Annotated in this window: 15 protein-coding genes; 6 read left to right on the forward strand and 9 right to left on the reverse strand. The window is 65.3% G+C overall.

The annotated features are described in order from the left end of the window. Window positions 1-6: 6 nt before the first annotated feature. Window positions 7-432: an Rrf2 family transcriptional regulator gene (locus OOT33_RS09345; RefSeq protein WP_307749756.1), complete on the reverse strand. Its 426-nt coding sequence runs from the start codon at window positions 430-432 to the stop codon at window positions 7-9. 94 nt (window positions 433-526) lie between these two features. Here OOT33_RS09345 and OOT33_RS09350 point away from each other — a divergent pair, with 94 nt between their 5' ends. The 3 genes from OOT33_RS09350 (at window position 527) to OOT33_RS09360 (ending at window position 1,593) form a co-directional block, all read left to right on the forward strand. Beyond that, complete coding sequence (locus tag OOT33_RS09350; protein ID WP_307749757.1) at window positions 527-976, forward strand: globin domain-containing protein; 450 nt, start codon at window positions 527-529, stop codon at window positions 974-976. 150 nt (window positions 977-1,126) lie between these two features. After that, complete coding sequence (locus tag OOT33_RS09355; RefSeq protein ID WP_307749758.1) at window positions 1,127-1,306, forward strand: hypothetical protein; 180 nt, start codon at window positions 1,127-1,129, stop codon at window positions 1,304-1,306. After that, window positions 1,303-1,593: a helix-turn-helix domain-containing protein gene (locus OOT33_RS09360; protein WP_307749759.1), complete on the forward strand. Its 291-nt coding sequence runs from the start codon at window positions 1,303-1,305 to the stop codon at window positions 1,591-1,593. The genes OOT33_RS09355 and OOT33_RS09360 overlap by 4 nt, the downstream gene beginning before the upstream one ends. A gap of 65 nt (window positions 1,594-1,658) precedes the next feature. On the opposite strand, the gene OOT33_RS09365 is transcribed toward OOT33_RS09360, so the two are convergent. The 7 genes from OOT33_RS09365 to OOT33_RS09395 all read right to left on the reverse strand — a co-directional run bounded on the left by OOT33_RS09365 (window position 1,659) and on the right by OOT33_RS09395 (window position 11,085). Then, window positions 1,659-2,861, reverse strand: a complete 1,203-nt coding sequence (locus OOT33_RS09365; RefSeq protein ID WP_307749760.1) for a class I SAM-dependent RNA methyltransferase — start codon at window positions 2,859-2,861, stop codon at window positions 1,659-1,661. 11 nt (window positions 2,862-2,872) lie between these two features. Next, the gene (locus tag OOT33_RS09370; RefSeq protein ID WP_307749761.1) at window positions 2,873-4,279 is read right to left on the reverse strand and encodes an NAD(P)H-hydrate dehydratase; all 1,407 of its coding nucleotides are present in this window, start codon (window positions 4,277-4,279) and stop codon (window positions 2,873-2,875) included. Next, window positions 4,276-6,144, reverse strand: coding sequence for a dihydroxy-acid dehydratase (gene ilvD, locus OOT33_RS09375; RefSeq protein WP_307749763.1), 1,869 nt, complete (start codon window positions 6,142-6,144; stop codon window positions 4,276-4,278). Before ilvD ends, OOT33_RS09370 begins: the two co-directional genes overlap by 4 nt. Window positions 6,145-6,246: 102 nt before the next feature. Further along, window positions 6,247-6,963, reverse strand: a complete 717-nt coding sequence (locus tag OOT33_RS09380; RefSeq protein WP_307749764.1) for an N-formylglutamate amidohydrolase — start codon at window positions 6,961-6,963, stop codon at window positions 6,247-6,249. Beyond that, window positions 6,960-7,790 carry a 4-(cytidine 5'-diphospho)-2-C-methyl-D-erythritol kinase gene (locus tag OOT33_RS09385; RefSeq protein WP_307749765.1) on the reverse strand — a complete coding sequence of 277 codons (831 nt, stop codon included), beginning with the start codon at window positions 7,788-7,790 and terminating at the stop codon, window positions 6,960-6,962. Before OOT33_RS09385 ends, OOT33_RS09380 begins: the two co-directional genes overlap by 4 nt. Continuing rightward, complete coding sequence (locus tag OOT33_RS09390) at window positions 7,787-9,424, reverse strand: tetratricopeptide repeat protein (RefSeq protein ID WP_307749766.1); 1,638 nt, start codon at window positions 9,422-9,424, stop codon at window positions 7,787-7,789. The genes OOT33_RS09385 and OOT33_RS09390 overlap by 4 nt, the downstream gene beginning before the upstream one ends. A gap of 8 nt (window positions 9,425-9,432) precedes the next feature. Continuing rightward, window positions 9,433-11,085: a 4Fe-4S dicluster domain-containing protein gene (locus OOT33_RS09395; protein ID WP_307749767.1), complete on the reverse strand. Its 1,653-nt coding sequence runs from the start codon at window positions 11,083-11,085 to the stop codon at window positions 9,433-9,435. Between the two features lie 80 nt (window positions 11,086-11,165). Here OOT33_RS09395 and OOT33_RS09400 point away from each other — a divergent pair, with 80 nt between their 5' ends. The 3 genes from OOT33_RS09400 to moaB are packed head-to-tail and all read left to right on the forward strand — an operon-like array spanning window position 11,166 to window position 14,217. Further along, complete coding sequence (locus tag OOT33_RS09400) at window positions 11,166-11,951, forward strand: uracil-DNA glycosylase family protein (RefSeq protein WP_307749768.1); 786 nt, start codon at window positions 11,166-11,168, stop codon at window positions 11,949-11,951. A gap of 20 nt (window positions 11,952-11,971) precedes the next feature. Beyond that, window positions 11,972-13,687, forward strand: coding sequence for a transglycosylase SLT domain-containing protein (locus OOT33_RS09405; RefSeq protein WP_307750349.1), 1,716 nt, complete (start codon window positions 11,972-11,974; stop codon window positions 13,685-13,687). Between the two features lie 2 nt (window positions 13,688-13,689). Further along, on the forward strand, window positions 13,690-14,217 hold the full coding sequence (gene moaB, locus OOT33_RS09410) for a molybdenum cofactor biosynthesis protein B (protein WP_307749770.1): 528 nt from the start codon (window positions 13,690-13,692) through the stop codon (window positions 14,215-14,217). Between the two features lie 11 nt (window positions 14,218-14,228). Here the strand turns inward: moaB and flaF are convergent, their stop codons facing one another. After that, the gene (gene flaF / locus OOT33_RS09415) at window positions 14,229-14,576 is read right to left on the reverse strand and encodes a flagellar biosynthesis regulator FlaF (RefSeq protein ID WP_307749771.1); all 348 of its coding nucleotides are present in this window, start codon (window positions 14,574-14,576) and stop codon (window positions 14,229-14,231) included. Window positions 14,577-14,685 lie beyond the last annotated feature (109 nt).

The raw sequence follows: 14,685 nt of genomic DNA on the forward strand, positions 1-14,685 counted from the left end.
CACGACTCAGAGGAGGGCCGACATACTCTTTGCAGGAAGTGCGCCAGTCCGCGCTGCGATATCGGCAAGGGAATAGCGCCGCAACACGTCAAGAAAGGCTGATAGCGCCTGGCCGAACAGGCCTTGCAGGCCACAGTCTCCCCCGATGCGGCAGGTTCCGCACGCTGCAATGCTAAGGTCCGATTCCATTGCGAGCACCACCTCGCCAATGTTGATGTCACCGGGTTCGCGCGCCAGCTTGATGCCGCCGTAGCGGCCACGCACGGCGGTTACAAATCCCTTTTTGCCGAGCTGATGTACCACCTTCATCAAGTGGTTGTGCGAGATTCCATAGTGGGCGGCGATCGCGCTGATCGCGCAATGCTGGTCGGCGTTCTTCGCCAGATACAGCAATACGCGCAATGCAAAATCGGTATGTCGGGTCAATTGCATCGCTCGGTTCCGATCAGGTTATACATATATATAGATTGCATCATTGGAGAATGATATATAGATGTATCTGAAATACATTGAAGATGGAGACAGTATGAGCGAGCCCCTGAACGAAACCACGATAGCTCTGGTTAAGGCGACAGCGCCTGCCATCCAGCAACATGGCCTCGCCATCACCCAAAGGATGTACGAGCGGCTCTTTGTGAACGAGGACGTGAAAGCGATGTTCGATCAGGCTGCCCAGCAAAGCGGCGAGCAGCCCAAGCGCCTCGCTGCCGCCATTCTCGCTTATGCCCAGAATATCGACAAGCTTGAGGCGTTGACGGCTCCGGTTATGCGCATGGCTGCGCGCCATGTGGAGACGGGGGTCAAGCCTGAGCATTATCCGCTGGTCGCGGAAGCCCTGTTGCCTGCCATACGCGATGTCTTGAAAGATGCCGCAACCGACGAAATCCTTGCGGCGTGGGGCAAGGCTTACTGGTTCCTGGCTGACATATTGATTGGCAAGGAAGCCGGGCTTTACGCGGAAATCGAGGCGAGGTGACACCCGGCGGGGAGGCCACCACCGCGCAGGTCTCGCTAACCCCGCCTGAAAACCCCGGCCAGCGCGCCATAGGTAGAGCGGTTATGCCGCACCACCGCGCGCAATCTATACGCCATTGACATATACGCCAGTGGCATATAGTTTGCTGCGATGCACAGCCTTCATATCGTTGTCGAGCTGGAGTTTTTTCTCAAGCGCGCCAGAGCGATCATGTCGGACGAAGAGCGCATGGGCATCGTCACCCTTCTTGCCACCAATCCGGAGGCAGGCGTGGCGTTGGGTGGTGGCCTGCGCAAGGAGCTGCTCGCAACCTATGGAGACAAGGCATGAGCGAAGCAAATGACAGCCTGATGGAGGGGCTGAACGAGGCGCTGGCTTTCGCGCGTGGCGAGAAGACCGGGGCCATCGTTCACCATGTCGCGGTGCCAACAGTCGATGTCGCCAGGATCAGGGCCGAGACCGGCTTGTCGCAAACCGCATTCGCCAAGAGCATCGGCGTGGCAAAGGGAACGCTGCTCAACTGGGAGCAAGGCCGCCGCCGCCCCACCGGCCCCGCACAGGTGCTCCTCGCCATGATCGCCCGGAAGCCCTCGCTGGTGCGAGAACTGCTGCAATAGGCGGCTCTTCATCACTGTTTGGCGAGGTACGCCGATGGTTCGGCATCACCCTTCAAAGCCCCACCCTACCCCCGCCTGAAAACCCCGGCAAGCTCCACATGCGTCGACCAGCGGAACTGCCCCACTGGCTGTACGCTCTCCAGCCTGTAGCCGCCCTCGATCAGCATCTTGGCGTCGCGCGCGAAGCTCGATGGGTTGCACGAGACATAGGCGATGGCGGGCACCGTCGCGGCGGCGAGCTGGATCGCCTGCTCGCGCCCCCCGGCGCGGGGCGGATCGAGCAGGATCGCGTCAAAGCGGTTTGCTTCTTGCGTCGTCAGCGGCCTGCGGAACAGGTCGCGATGGTCGGCGAACAGCTGCCGCTGCGCCCGGTTCGCCCCGCCTTTCAGCGCCATCACAAGGCCGCGCGCGGCTTCGGCCGCATAGACGCGCTTGCCTGCCCCCAATGACAGCGCGAAGGTGCCAAGGCCACTGAACAGATCGGCCCACACGCCCGCGCTCTCCAGCGCAGGGCGCACGGCATTCACCAGCGCCGCCTCGCCGTCCGCCGTCGCCTGCAAAAAGGCATAGGGCGGCATCGGCACCGCAACGCCGCCGAACGTCACCGTCAGCGGCTCCGGCTCATGCCGCGTCTGCACGCCATAGCCATCGTCGATCGACAGCCTCGCCAGCCTATGGTCGCGGGCAAAAGCGGAAAGCCGCTCCGCTATGCTAAGCCCTTCCGCCTCCACCCCCTCGATCAGCACATCGACACCCTGATCGGCGAGGGTCAGCTTCACATGCGCCGCGCGCCGCTCGCCCACCATATCGCCCAGCAGCGCGCGCAGCGGCTCCACCAGCGCAAACAGCGCCGGGTGCAGCACCGCGCACATGTTCAGGTCGACGATCCGGTGGCTGCCCTCGCTCGAAAAGCCGAGCGCGGTCTTCTTGCCGAAGCGCGCAACGCGCAGGGCGGCGCGGCGGCGGGTCTGCGGCGCCGAAAGGATCGCGGGCAACACGGTCACACCCTCTATCCCCTGCCCTACAAGCGCGCCCGCCACGCGCCCGCGCACATAATCGGCAAGGCTTTCCTCATCGAGGTGCTGGAGCTGGCATCCACCGCATAGCGGATAATGCACGCAAGGCGGGTTGGCGTGGTGCGGGCCAAAGTCCAGCCCGCCGTCGCCCTTCAGCCGGTCTCCCGGCGCGCTCATCGGCACATGGCGGCCATCCGCCGTCACGCCGTCGCCCTTCGCGGCGATGCGAACAATCAGGCCGGGGTCGCTCATTCCGATCGCGTTTACAGGCAGGCGGCGATGGCGGCGGGGATGTGGGGCAGCAGGTCGTCGGCGAGGAAGGCGGGGCCGGCGAGCCGCGCCGCCTCGCCATGCAGCCACACCGCCTCGCAAGCCGCGCGGAACGGGTCGCCCGTCACCGCCAGCCGCGCGGCGCACAGCCCCGCGAGCACATCGCCGGTGCCAGCGGTCGAGAGCCAGCTCGTCGCGGCATCCGCCACCATGGCGCGGCCATCGGGCGCGGCGATCACGGTCGTCGGGCCTTTCAGCACCACGACAGCGCCACAGCTTTGCGCTGCCGATTGCGCCAGCTCGATCACGGTGCCGGAGATGTCGAGCCCGCTCACATTGGCGAAAAGCTGCGCGAATTCGCCGGTATGCGGCGTCAAAATCGCGTTTTCGGGCAGGGCCGCCATCGCGCCCTCCGCCAGATGCCACAAGGCGTCGGCATCGAGCACGACCGGGTGGCTGTGCACCAGCGCCTGGCCCAGCCGCTCCGCCCCAGCCTCGCCGCGCCCCAGCCCAGGGCCGATCAGCAGCGCGCGGATGCGCGGGTCGCTCAATGCCTCCTCGTTCTTCATTGATGCGCGCACGATCGCGTGGCTGGTGCGGTTGACGGACTGCACGCCGATCAGGCGGATATAGCCCGCCCCGCCGCGCGCCGCCGCTTCGGCCGCCAGCGCGGATGCGCCGGGCATCTCGCCCGCCACCGCCGCCACCAGCCCGCGCGTATATTTGTGCGCGTCGTCGGCGGGGGGAGAGAGACGCGGGCGCTCCAGCCGGACCAATGATGTGTTGGGCGCGGGGATGCCGATGTCGCACAGGAGCTTGCGCGTCCAATGGCCGGTCGCCGGGCGCAGCACATGCGCGCGCTTCCATTGGCCCAATGCGATGCACAGGTCGAAATGCGGAACGGCGGAGAGCGGCATGCCGTCGTCTGTGGATATTCCGCTTGGAATATCAATAGCATAGCTGCGTTCGGATGCCTCGACCAGCTGCACCAGCCGCGCCGCCGCCTTGCCCTCCAGCCCCCGGGTCAACCCCGTGCCGAACAGCGCATCCACCACCTGCGCGAAATGCGTTTCCACGTGGAAAAAGCCCTCGACTGGGCCTCCCCATTCCGCCCGCGCCTGTTTCGCACTCTCCGTCACCGGATCCGCCAGCGCCGCCACCGTCACCGGCACGCCATAGTCGCGCAGCGCCTTCGCGATCACATAGCCGTCGCCGCCATTATTGCCCGGCCCGCACAGCACCAGCGTCTCGCGCCTGGCCCCCACCCGCCAGATCACCTCCGCCGCCGCCTTGCCCGCGCGGAGCATCAGGTCATATTCGGGCACCCCACCCGCGATCACCGCCGCCTCCGCCGCCCGCATCTCGGCTGCGGTGAGAATGGGCTGAGCGTGCAAGCTCATGCGCCTCCGCGCTTCCCGCGAATCTGGCTCACATCGCGCACAGCGCCGCGCGCTGCGCTGGTCGTCATCGCGGCATAGGCCTGCAGTGCAGGCGAAACCTTTCGCGGGCGCTCTTTGGCGGGCTGCCATGCCGCGTCGCCTCTGGCCTCCATCGCGGCACGACGCGCGGCCAGCTCCTCGTCGCTGATGGCGAGGCTGATCCTGCGGCCAGGAATGTCGATCTCGATCCGGTCGCCGGTCTCGACCAGCCCGATCGCGCCGCCCTCCGCCGCCTCGGGCGAAACATGGCCGATCGAGAGGCCCGACGTGCCGCCCGAAAAGCGCCCGTCGGTGATGAGCGCACAGGCCGCGCCCAGCCCCTTGGATTTCAGATAGCTGGTGGGATAGAGCATTTCCTGCATGCCCGGCCCGCCGCGCGGCCCCTCATAGCGGATCACCACCACGTCACCGGCCACGACCTGGCCGGTCAGGATCGCGGTGACGGCGGCGTCCTGGCTTTCGTAGACCTTGGCGGGGCCGGAGAAGGTGAGGATGCTCTCGTCCACGCCCGCCGTCTTCACGATGCAGCCATCCAGCGCGATGTTGCCGGATAGCACAGCGAGGCCGCCGTCCTTGCTGAACGCATGGTCGGCCGAGCGGATGACCCCGGTGGCGCGATCGAGGTCCAGCTCGTCCCAGCGGCGCGATTGGCTGAACGCCGTCTGCGTCGGCACGCCGCCCGGCGCCGCCATAAAGAACTCCTGCACCTTGGCGCTATTGGTCCGCTTGATGTCCCACTGGTTGAGCGCATCGCCCAGCGTGCGGCTGTGCACCGTGGGGAGATCAGTATGCAGAAGGCCAGCCCGATCGAGCTCGCCGAGGATCGCCATGATACCACCCGCGCGGTGGACGTCTTCCATGTGCACGTCCTGCTTGGCGGGCGCGACCTTCGAGAGGCAGGGCACCTGGCGCGAGAGCCGGTCGATGTCGGTCATGGTGAAGTCGACCCCGGCCTCATATGCCGCCGCGAGGAGGTGAAGCACCGTGTTGGTCGATCCGCCCATCGCGATGTCGAGGCTCATCGCATTCTCGAACGCGCCAAAGCTGGCAATGCTGCGCGGTAGCGCGCTCGCGTCATCCTCCACGTACCAGCGGTTACAAAGATCGACTATCAGACGCCCCGCCTCGCGGAACAGCTCGCCCCGGTCGGCGTGCGTTGCCAGCATCGAGCCATTGCCGGGCAGCGACAGACCCAGCGCCTCGGTCAGGCAGTTCATCGAGTTGGCCGTAAACATGCCGGAGCAGGAACCGCAGGTCGGGCAGGCGGAACGTTCGATCGTCTGCACCTCCTCGTCGGAATATTTGTCGTCCGCGGCTGCGACCATCGCGTCGACGAGATCGAGCGCGACCTCCTTGCCCTTGAGGATCACCTTGCCCGCTTCCATCGGCCCGCCCGAAACGAACACCACTGGGATGTTGATGCGCAGCGCCGCCATCAGCATGCCGGGCGTGATCTTGTCGCAGTTGGAGATGCACACCATCGCGTCGGCACAGTGGGCGTTGACCATATATTCGACGCTGTCGGCAATCAGATCACGGCTGGGGAGCGAATAGAGCATGCCGTCATGCCCCATCGCGATCCCGTCATCGACCGCAATCGTGTTGAACTCCTTGGCGACGCCTCCCGCCGCCTCGATTTCGCGCGCGACCATCTGGCCAAGGTCTTTCAGGTGCACATGCCCCGGCACGAACTGGGTGAAGCTGTTGACCACCGCAATGATCGGCTTGCCGAAGTCGCTGTCCTTCATGCCGGTCGCGCGCCACAGCCCGCGCGCCCCGGCCATGTTGCGGCCATGGGTGGTAGTGCGGGAACGATAGGCAGGCATGAGGCTCAACTCCGGTGTGGCATACTATATGGTGTTGCGCGGCCTAACGCAAAAGGGGGCGCAACCGAAGCGAAAAATCGGTCCGATCGGGCGCTCGCCTGCTTACGCTAATTGAACCCGGCATTGCTCCACAATCGGCGCGAGAATGTCCGCATAGCGCGCCTGCCCTGCCGCCGTAGCCGATATGTCCTGCCGCAGCTCGACACCGAGATAAGGTATGCCGTTCCCTTCGGCATGGCGGTTCATCGTGTAGTTCAGCTGGCGCCCGGAGTAGGGCAGCTGATCACCCACGATCAGCCCCGCGCTTTCCAGCAGCGGAACGGCAATGCGTGCCGCGCGGTCATCGTCGTTGTAGAGCACGCCGATTTCCCAAGGACGTTGTTGCTCCGGGTCGGCCGCCAAGCGCGGGGTGAAGCTATGGACCGAGAGAATGAACGGCCGGTCGATGGATGCTAGCAGCCGCTCGACCTCCCGATGATAAGGGCGATGGAAGCGGTTGATGCGCTGCTCGATGCTCGCGCTGCGGTTGCCGGGAATCGCATGGCCGTCGCTCGCCGTAACAAGCAGGCCTGGCGCATCCTCTTCGCGGTTGAGGTCTATGACAAGGCGGGAAATGCCACCGAGGATCGCCGTGCATCCCAAGCTCCCCGCCAGCAGCGCCGCAACTTCCCCAGCGCCAATGTCGAGCGCGATATGCTGGTCGAGCAGCTCCGGCGCGATGCCGAGATCGATGTCGTCTGGTACATGATTGCTGGCGTGATCGGAGACGATCAGCACCGGCGCTTTGCCATGCGTCAGGATGCGGTGCGCCTCGCTCATCGCAGCACACTCGCGCAGGTCCACCAGCCCGGCTGCTGTGCGGCGATTTCGTCACGCGCAGCATCCCGCATCGCAGCGCTGTCGAAAAGCGCGAAGCAGGTCGCGCCAGAGCCGGACATACGCACGAAATGCGCCGTGCCGATCTCGTCCAGCAGATAAAGCGCCAGGCCGATTTCGGGGACCAGCGCCACCGCGCCCGGCGTCAGATCGTTGCGCCAACCAGCACGGGCGATGGCGAGCGATCCGCGATCGGCACAGTCCCACCCCTGATAGACCGGACCGGTGGGGCAGGGCGTCAACGGGTTGACGAGGAGGATAGGCGTTCCCGCCACAGGCATGTCCGCAGGCGGGGGCGAGAGGACATCGCCGACGCCTGTTCCCAGCATGGCGCGGGAAGCGACGCAAGCCGCCATATCCGCGCCCAGCGGGCCGATGGCGGTGCATAGTTGATCTTCGGTGGCATCCAGCACCCACAACCGGTTGAGGCCGCGCGCCACGGCGGCAGCGTCGGCCGACCCGCCACCCAGCCCCGCCGCGATCGGCAGGCGCTTGTCGAGGCTGATACGCGCCCCCGCACGCACCCCGAAATGCGCCTGCATCGCCTTGGCTGCGCGCAGCACCAGATTGTCGTCGTCGGTCGGCAGCCCCCCGGAAAATGGCCCGCTCGTGGCGAGGGTCAGATCCTCCGCCGCTTCAATCGCGATCCCATCGCCATCCGCGCAAAAGGCGAACAACGTTTCGATCTCGTGATACCCGTCAGGCAGCCGCGCCCGCACATGGAGCGCAAGGTTGATCTTGGCGTATGCGGTTTCCGTAATCGGCGTCATGGTGCGGGTGGAGCGGCCTCCGGCCCGACATCGATCTTGCGGCTGACACGCGCGCGCACTTTGGCATCGGCGTCGTCGCTCAGACCCACGAGCGCCGCCCGCCAGGCCGCTCGCGCTTCGAAACGCCGCCCGGCCGCCCACAGTATATCGCCCAGATGCTCGTTGATCTCGGCATTGCCCGGCGCGGTGGCGACGGCATTCTCGATGAGGGGCAGCGCCCTGTCCCCCTGCCCGGCCTTGAACAGCGCCCAGCCCAGGCTGTCGATGAAAGCCGGTTCCTTGGGGGCGATGCGGTTGGCGCGTTCGAGCAGGGCGATTGCGCGGGGCAGCTCTTCGCCGCGGTCCGCCATCGCATAGCCGAGATAATTGAGCGCCGCAGCACTGTCAGGCGCGCGTTCCACGACCTTTTCCAGCAGCGGCTTCGCCTCCTGCCATTTGCCGGACTGTTCGAGTGCTGCCGCAAGTTGCAGGAGCAGGGCCGGATCGTCCTTGTCTGTCATCTGCGCACGCGCACGAGAATAGGCGTCGACCGCGCCCGCATTGTCTCCCGTCTGCACCAGAACGTCCGCCAGCAGACGTAGCGCTCGCGCATCCCCGGTGCGCGCCTGCTCACGCGCCAGCGCCACCGCCTGGGTGTCGTTGCCTTCCGCCACCATGGCGCGCAGGCGCAGTGTCTCCGCCTCGAACCGGGCCGGGGCGCACGGCTCCACGCCCGCCAGTACGGCGAGGGCGCTCTGGTGCATGTCTCCGATCATCGCAGCACGCGCGACAAGTAACCGGGCGTCGTCGTCAGCCGGATCAGCAAAGCTCGCCAGCCTGGCCAGGCTCAGAGTGGCTCGCGCATCGCCCTGACCGAGGAGATCGAGCGCGAGCCGGGCGAGCAGGCGCGCCAGCCCGGACTGCGGGGTGAAGGCCTGGGGTGTGGTGGCGCAGCGCCCCTCCGCTGGCACAGCATCGGCGCGCAGGTCCGTGGCAAGATCGGATCTCCCCAGTGCCGCAAAGCGGGCCGCCATTGCTTCGCGCTGTGCCGGGCCGAATGCGGTGCCGCGCGCCCGCGCCTGCGTATAAGTATCGGCCGCGCCGGGCGCATCGCCCAGCGCAAGCCGCTGAAGCAGCAGCTGCTCTTCGGTATAGCGCACGGCGAACACGGCATAGGGCTTGTCGACCGGCACCACCGGCGGGTCATAGGGCCCGTCCTTCATCGAGACCCAGCTCTGCATGAACGGCACGATGAAAGCAAAATTGCCCTCGCGCTCGATGCGGCTCACGAGTGCGCGTGCTTCCTTCCATTTCCCCCGCTCCATTGCCTCGGCGAGCAACAGCACGGTGCCATCGGGGGGGAGCATGCCCGCGTCATCGAGCGTCCGCGCGGCCTTCAGCGCGAGCGTCTTGTCGCCTGCCAGCACCGCCTGGCGATAGGCGCGGCTCGCAACATCGGGGCTGGCGGGATCGAGGCTCAGCGCCTGCGCATAGGCTTGCGCGGCCTGCTGCATCGCGCCATCGCCCTCGGCGACCCGCGCCTGAACATAGGCGCCCAGCCGCTGCTGCTCGAGGCTCGCGGCGGAGGCAGTGCCGATTCCGGCCGACACCGCCAAAGCCAGCGCGGTTGATATCAGCGTCTGCCTGTGCGGCACATCAATCCTCACATGTTCGGGTAATTGGGACCGCCGCCGCCCTCCGGCGTCACCCAGTTGATGTTCTGGGTCGGGTCCTTGATGTCACAGGTCTTGCAGTGGACGCAGTTCTGCGCGTTGATCTGGAAGCGCGGATTGCCCTCGTCCAGCCCCACCACTTCATAGACTCCCGCCGGGCAGTAACGCTGCGCCGGTTCATCATAGAGGGGCAGATTGTAGCTGATCGGGATCGAAGGGTCCTTGAGCTGCAAATGGCAGGGCTGCTCTTCCTCATGATTGGTGTTCGAGAGGAACACCGAGGACAGCCGATCAAAGCTGATAACGCCGTCGGGCTTGGGATAGTCGATCTTCGGGCAATGCTCCTTGCGCCACAGCTTGGTGTGGTCGGGCTTGTGCTTCATCGTGATCGGCAGGCCTATTTTCAGCGTCCGCATCCACATGTCGATGCCCGCCAGCAACGTGCCGAGAGTGCCGCCGAACTTCGAAATGGCGGGTTCGGCGTTCTTCACCAGTTGCAGCTCGTCGGCAATCCAGCTTGAGCGCAACGTGCTCTCATAAGTGCCGAGCTCGTCGCCCGCGCGATCCGCCACCACGGCATCGAACACGCTCTCGGCGGCCAGCATGCCGGACTTCATCGCCGTGTGCGTCCCCTTGATGCGCGGCACGTTGACGAAGCCCGCCGAGCAGCCGATCAGCGCACCACCGGGGAATTCGAGCTTGGGCACGGACTGCCAGCCGCCCTCGTTGATCGCGCGCGCGCCATAGGAGACGCGCTTGCCGCCTTCGAGAAATTTGCGGATTTCCGGATGCTGCTTCCACCGCTGGAATTCCTCAAACGGGTAGAGATGGGGGTTGCGATACGAAAGGCCGACGACGAAGCCCAAAGCCACCTGACCGTTCGCCTGATGATAGAGGAAGCCTCCGCCATAGGCATCGGTCAACGGCCAGCCCTGGGTGTGGATGACGAGGCCGGGCTTATGCTTGGCGGGGTCGATGTCCCACAGCTCTTTCATGCCGAGGCCATAGACCTGCGGCTCGCAATCCGCTTCGAGGTCGAACTTTGCCTTCAGCTGCTTGGTCAGGTGCCCGCGCGCGCCTTCTGCAAACAGGGTGTAACGCCCGTGCAGCTCCATGCCCGGCTGATAATCAGCCTTGTGGTGGCCCTCGCGGTCAACACCCATGTCACCTGTGGCCACACCCTTGACCGAGCCATCCTCGTTGTAAAGCACCTCGGCTGCCGGGAAGCCGGGGAAAATTTCGACACCCAGCCCTTCCGCCTGCTCCGCGAGCCAGCGGCACAGATTGCCGAGCGAGCCCGTATAGGTGCCTTCATTGTGCATGAATTTAGGGGTGAAAATGTGCGGCATGGCAAATTTGCCGCTCTTTGTGATGAACCAGTGCTGGTTATCCGTCACCGGCACATCAGCGAGCGGACAGCCAGACTCGCGCCATTCCGGCAGCAACTCGTCGAGCGCGCGCGGATCGATCACCGCGCCGGAAAGAATGTGCGCTCCGATTTCGGAGCCTTTTTCGAGGATGCAGACCGAGATTTCCTTGCCAGCATCGTTCGCCAGCTGCTTCAGCCGAATCGCCGCGGAAAGGCCCGCCGGGCCGCCGCCGACAATAACGACATCATAAGGCATGGATTCGCGTTCGCTCATTTCCGTCTCCAGTGGGCTGCGCGCTCGATCGTCTTGGGTCCGACCGGCGCACCGTTCCAACAGTTCAGCACTGAGCGGCGATGACCCTTCTTGACGCATTCGTCAAGCCATGCGCCTATGCGCTTATGCGGGTAGAACAATATATGGGTGCGCGGGCTACACCTCTCAAGGCGCAGATTGAAAGCACGCTGGCGTGGTGGGCGCTGGCGGGTGTGGAGAGCGCCATCACGGATCAGCCGGTCAACTGGTTGACGCCGAAGCAGCCATCGCCGCGCGCTGCTCAGACACGCGTATTGCCCGGCGATACGGGTTTTCCCGATAGGCTAGATGATTTTCACGCCTATCTGGCTCAAGCGCAAACCCTGCCTGAAGGCTCATGGCCCGGCCCGCGCATCATGCCGGCAGGGCCGCCTGCTCCGAGCCTGATGATCCTGGTCCACGCGCCAGACGCACTTGCGACGAAGCATGGCGCGCCGTTGGAAGGGGCAGGGATGAGCCTGTTGGCGCGCCTGCTCCGCGCCGTGGGACTCGAGCCGACTGACTGCTATTTTGCGACCCTCAGCCTGGTCACCCCGCCTGGCGGGATGATTGACGGCGCTGTAGTGGAAAGCCTTGTCGCACGCATGCGTCACCACATCGGTCTGGTCGCGCCCAAATCGCTAATGCTCATCGGCGATCAGGCGAACCGTGCTCTCCGTCCGACCGGCGGTCTTGATACAAGCGGAAATTTACTTTTTGTTAACCATTCGGGCGGCATGGTTCCCGCGGTCGCGATTGCGCATCCCCGGCTTATGCAGGGGCAGCCGATGGCAAAGGCGGAAGCGTGGCGGCTGTTGCGGGAACTGGTCAAAGGTTGGGGACAGTGAGAGCATCATTTGTGGCTTTAATGGCGGCTGCGCTGGTGGCGCAGGCCGGAGTTGCGCGTGCGGAGCCCACGCTTGTCGCGCCGGTCGGTGCTGCAGATGCCCAGAACGCGGTCGCGCCCCTTTCCCAGCAAGACACCTATCGCGCTGTGTTCGCCGCGCTGCGTGCCGGCAACTGGGCCGAAGCGAAGACGCGCATCGCCTCGCTGGACAAGGACGATCCGGTGCGCGCGGTTGCGTTGGCCGAGTTATATACCGCCAAAAATTCCCCCCGCGCCGAGTTGTTCGACCTGCTGGCCCTGATCAATACAGCCAATTGGTTGCCCGAATCGAACCAGCTTGCGCGTATGGCGAAGAAGCGCGGTGCGGATATCCTACCGGACGGGCCGCAGGTGCAGAAACTGATGTGGCTCGGCGCGGCACCCAAGCGGCAATATACGCCCACCGTCAAGCAGGACGCGGCGGCGCAGGCGCTGGTCGCCCAGATCCAGCCCTATATCAAGGCGGATACTCCCGGTGCGGGCGAAGCGCTGATCACGCCGGAGATCGAAACCACGCTGACCGTGGACGGCCTCGCCGAAGCGCGGCAGCGGCTCGCCTGGGCTTATTATATCGGCAACGACGACAGTAACGCCCTGCGCCTCGCGGCGCGGGCGCTGGAGACCGGCTCCACCGGAGACTGGGCGGTGCAGGCGCACTGGACCATTGGCCTCTCCAACTGGCGCGCCAATGATCCGCGCACGGCGGCAGCCGCTTTCGAGCGCGTCGGCGCCATGGCCAAGAATGACGATATGCGCGCGGCAGGGCATTATTGGGCTGCCCGTGCATGGATGAACGCCGGCCAGCCCGCCAAGGTGAGCGCGCTCCTAAGGCGCGCCGCCGAGCGGTCCGACACCTTCTATGGCATGCTCGCGCGCGAGACGCTGGGGCTGGAGGCGCCGCAGGCCGCCATCAACCCCATGCGCTCGACCGCGATCATGGACAAGCCCGCCGTCCGTGCCGCGCTCTCGCTGCACGAGATCGGGGAAAACGAGTTTGCGGATGCCCTGCTGCGCCATCAGGCGGCGCTCGGCACCGTACGCGATTATGATTCGCTACTCGCGCTGACGGATACGCTCGATCTGCCTGCCACCCAGATCTGGCTGGCACAGCATGGCCCGGCGGGGCACAATGGGGGCAGTTTCGGACGCTTTCCACGGCCAAGCTGGGCGCCGGAAGGCGGATGGCGCATTCACCCTGCGCTGGTGTTCGCCCACGCGCTCCAGGAATCCGGTTTCCGTACCGATGCCGTCAGCCCGGCGGGCGCGCGCGGCCTGATGCAGGTGATGCCCGGCACGGCGCGGCTGGTGGCGGGCGATGCCGTCAGCGCGGCCCGGCTTTCCAATCCTGCCGTCAACATGGAATATGGCCAGCGCTATCTTGAGCAGCTGCGCGATATGAAGGCGACGGGTGGACTGCTGCCCAAGGTGATGGCGGCGTACAATGCCGGACCGGCTCCGGTCGAGCGGTGGAACAGCCAGGTGCGCGACAATGGCGATCCGCTGTTGTTCATGGAGTCGCTGCCTTATTACGAGACCCGCGCGTACGTAAACATCGTGATGCGCAACTACTGGATGTACGACCTGCGCGAGACCGGCAAGGCAGACGCGCTCACCGCGATGGCGCAAGGGCGCTGGCCCGCTTTCCCCACCCTCAAGAACGGTAAGCCGGTCGAGCTTAGCTACCGGATCAATCGCTGATCATGCCGATCGACGAGAATGCTGTGTTCCTGCCGGTGCGTATCGCGCTGATGACGATATCCGACACGCGCGGGCTGCACGATGATCTATCAGGTGATGCGCTGGTCGAGCGCATCCACGACGCCGGGCATGAACTTGCCGCCCGCGTGATCGAAACCGACGATGTCGAGCGCATCGTCGAGCGATTGCAGGAGTGGATCGAGGACCCGCAGGTCGATTGTATCATCACCACAGGCGGAACCGGCGTCACCGGGCGGGATGTCACGCCCGAGGCGCTTGCAAAGGTGGCGGACAAGGATATTCCCGGGTTCGGCGAGCTGTTTCGCCTGATCAGTTTCCAGAAGATCGGCAGCTCGACCATCCAGTCCCGCGCGTGCGCCTGCGTCGCCAGCGGCACTTATATCTTCGCTTTGCCGGGTAGCCCCGGCGCGGTGAAGGACGGGTGGGACGGCATTCTCATTACCCAGCTCGACAGCCGGTTCAGGCCCTGCAACTTCGTGGAGCTGATGCCCCGGTTGAAGGAACGATAGGCAGGGCCGGTTCAACCCGAGGCCAGCCCCTCCATGATCAGGCGGTTGACCTCAATAAGGTCAGACAAGGCGGCGCGTCCGGCGATGATCTCGCTGCTGTGCCTGTCTACCCATAGAGACAGCGAGATGATGCTCGCGCGCAATGGTGCGGGTAGGCGGTTGCCGCCATCGGCGCAGGTCGCCCCGAAGGTAGCCCAGATCTCGCGGTTCCAGTGGATCACGTCCACGAGCGCCGCACCCTTCAAGGCGGCGCGCTCCGCCTCGATCAGCGCGCCCGTCACCTGCCCCAGCAGGCGATGCTCTGCGCTGCGCGGTGCTTCCGAAAAACTGCGCGCGCGTTGATAGGCGGATAGGCCCATATCGTCTCCTGGCGCGCCCGTGTGCGCGTTCCACCCTTATTATAGCGTGCGCTATCGACGCGCGCGAAGGGCGGGGCCAATTCCGGCAACATGGTAAACATTCTGGTGA

It is taken from the genome of Sphingobium sp. DEHP117 (assembly GCF_030867385.1).
In the GTDB taxonomy this organism is placed as follows: domain Bacteria; phylum Pseudomonadota; class Alphaproteobacteria; order Sphingomonadales; family Sphingomonadaceae; genus Sphingobium.

What these genes read in the sequence shown, in the direction of transcription:
- OOT33_RS09360 (WP_307749759.1), top strand. Translation starts at nt 1,303, where the DNA reads ATGAGCGAAGCAAATGACAGCCTGATGGAGGGGCTGAACGAGGCGCTG.
- moaB (WP_307749770.1), top strand. Translation starts at nt 13,690, where the DNA reads ATGCCGATCGACGAGAATGCTGTGTTCCTGCCGGTGCGTATCGCGCTG.
- OOT33_RS09385 (WP_307749765.1), bottom strand. Translation starts at nt 7,790, where the DNA reads ATGACGCCGATTACGGAAACCGCATACGCCAAGATCAACCTTGCGCTC.
- OOT33_RS09365 (WP_307749760.1), bottom strand. Translation starts at nt 2,861, where the DNA reads ATGAGCGACCCCGGCCTGATTGTTCGCATCGCCGCGAAGGGCGACGGC.
- flaF (WP_307749771.1), bottom strand. Translation starts at nt 14,576, where the DNA reads ATGGGCCTATCCGCCTATCAACGCGCGCGCAGTTTTTCGGAAGCACCG.
- OOT33_RS09370 (WP_307749761.1), bottom strand. Translation starts at nt 4,279, where the DNA reads ATGAGCTTGCACGCTCAGCCCATTCTCACCGCAGCCGAGATGCGGGCG.
- ilvD (WP_307749763.1), bottom strand. Translation starts at nt 6,144, where the DNA reads ATGCCTGCCTATCGTTCCCGCACTACCACCCATGGCCGCAACATGGCC.
- OOT33_RS09400 (WP_307749768.1), top strand. Translation starts at nt 11,166, where the DNA reads ATGACCCTTCTTGACGCATTCGTCAAGCCATGCGCCTATGCGCTTATG.
- OOT33_RS09395 (WP_307749767.1), bottom strand. Translation starts at nt 11,085, where the DNA reads ATGAGCGAACGCGAATCCATGCCTTATGATGTCGTTATTGTCGGCGGC.
- OOT33_RS09350 (WP_307749757.1), top strand. Translation starts at nt 527, where the DNA reads ATGAGCGAGCCCCTGAACGAAACCACGATAGCTCTGGTTAAGGCGACA.
- OOT33_RS09355 (WP_307749758.1), top strand. Translation starts at nt 1,127, where the DNA reads ATGCACAGCCTTCATATCGTTGTCGAGCTGGAGTTTTTTCTCAAGCGC.
- OOT33_RS09345 (WP_307749756.1), bottom strand. Translation starts at nt 432, where the DNA reads ATGCAATTGACCCGACATACCGATTTTGCATTGCGCGTATTGCTGTAT.
- OOT33_RS09405 (WP_307750349.1), top strand. Translation starts at nt 11,972, where the DNA reads ATGGCGGCTGCGCTGGTGGCGCAGGCCGGAGTTGCGCGTGCGGAGCCC.
- OOT33_RS09380 (WP_307749764.1), bottom strand. Translation starts at nt 6,963, where the DNA reads ATGAGCGAGGCGCACCGCATCCTGACGCATGGCAAAGCGCCGGTGCTG.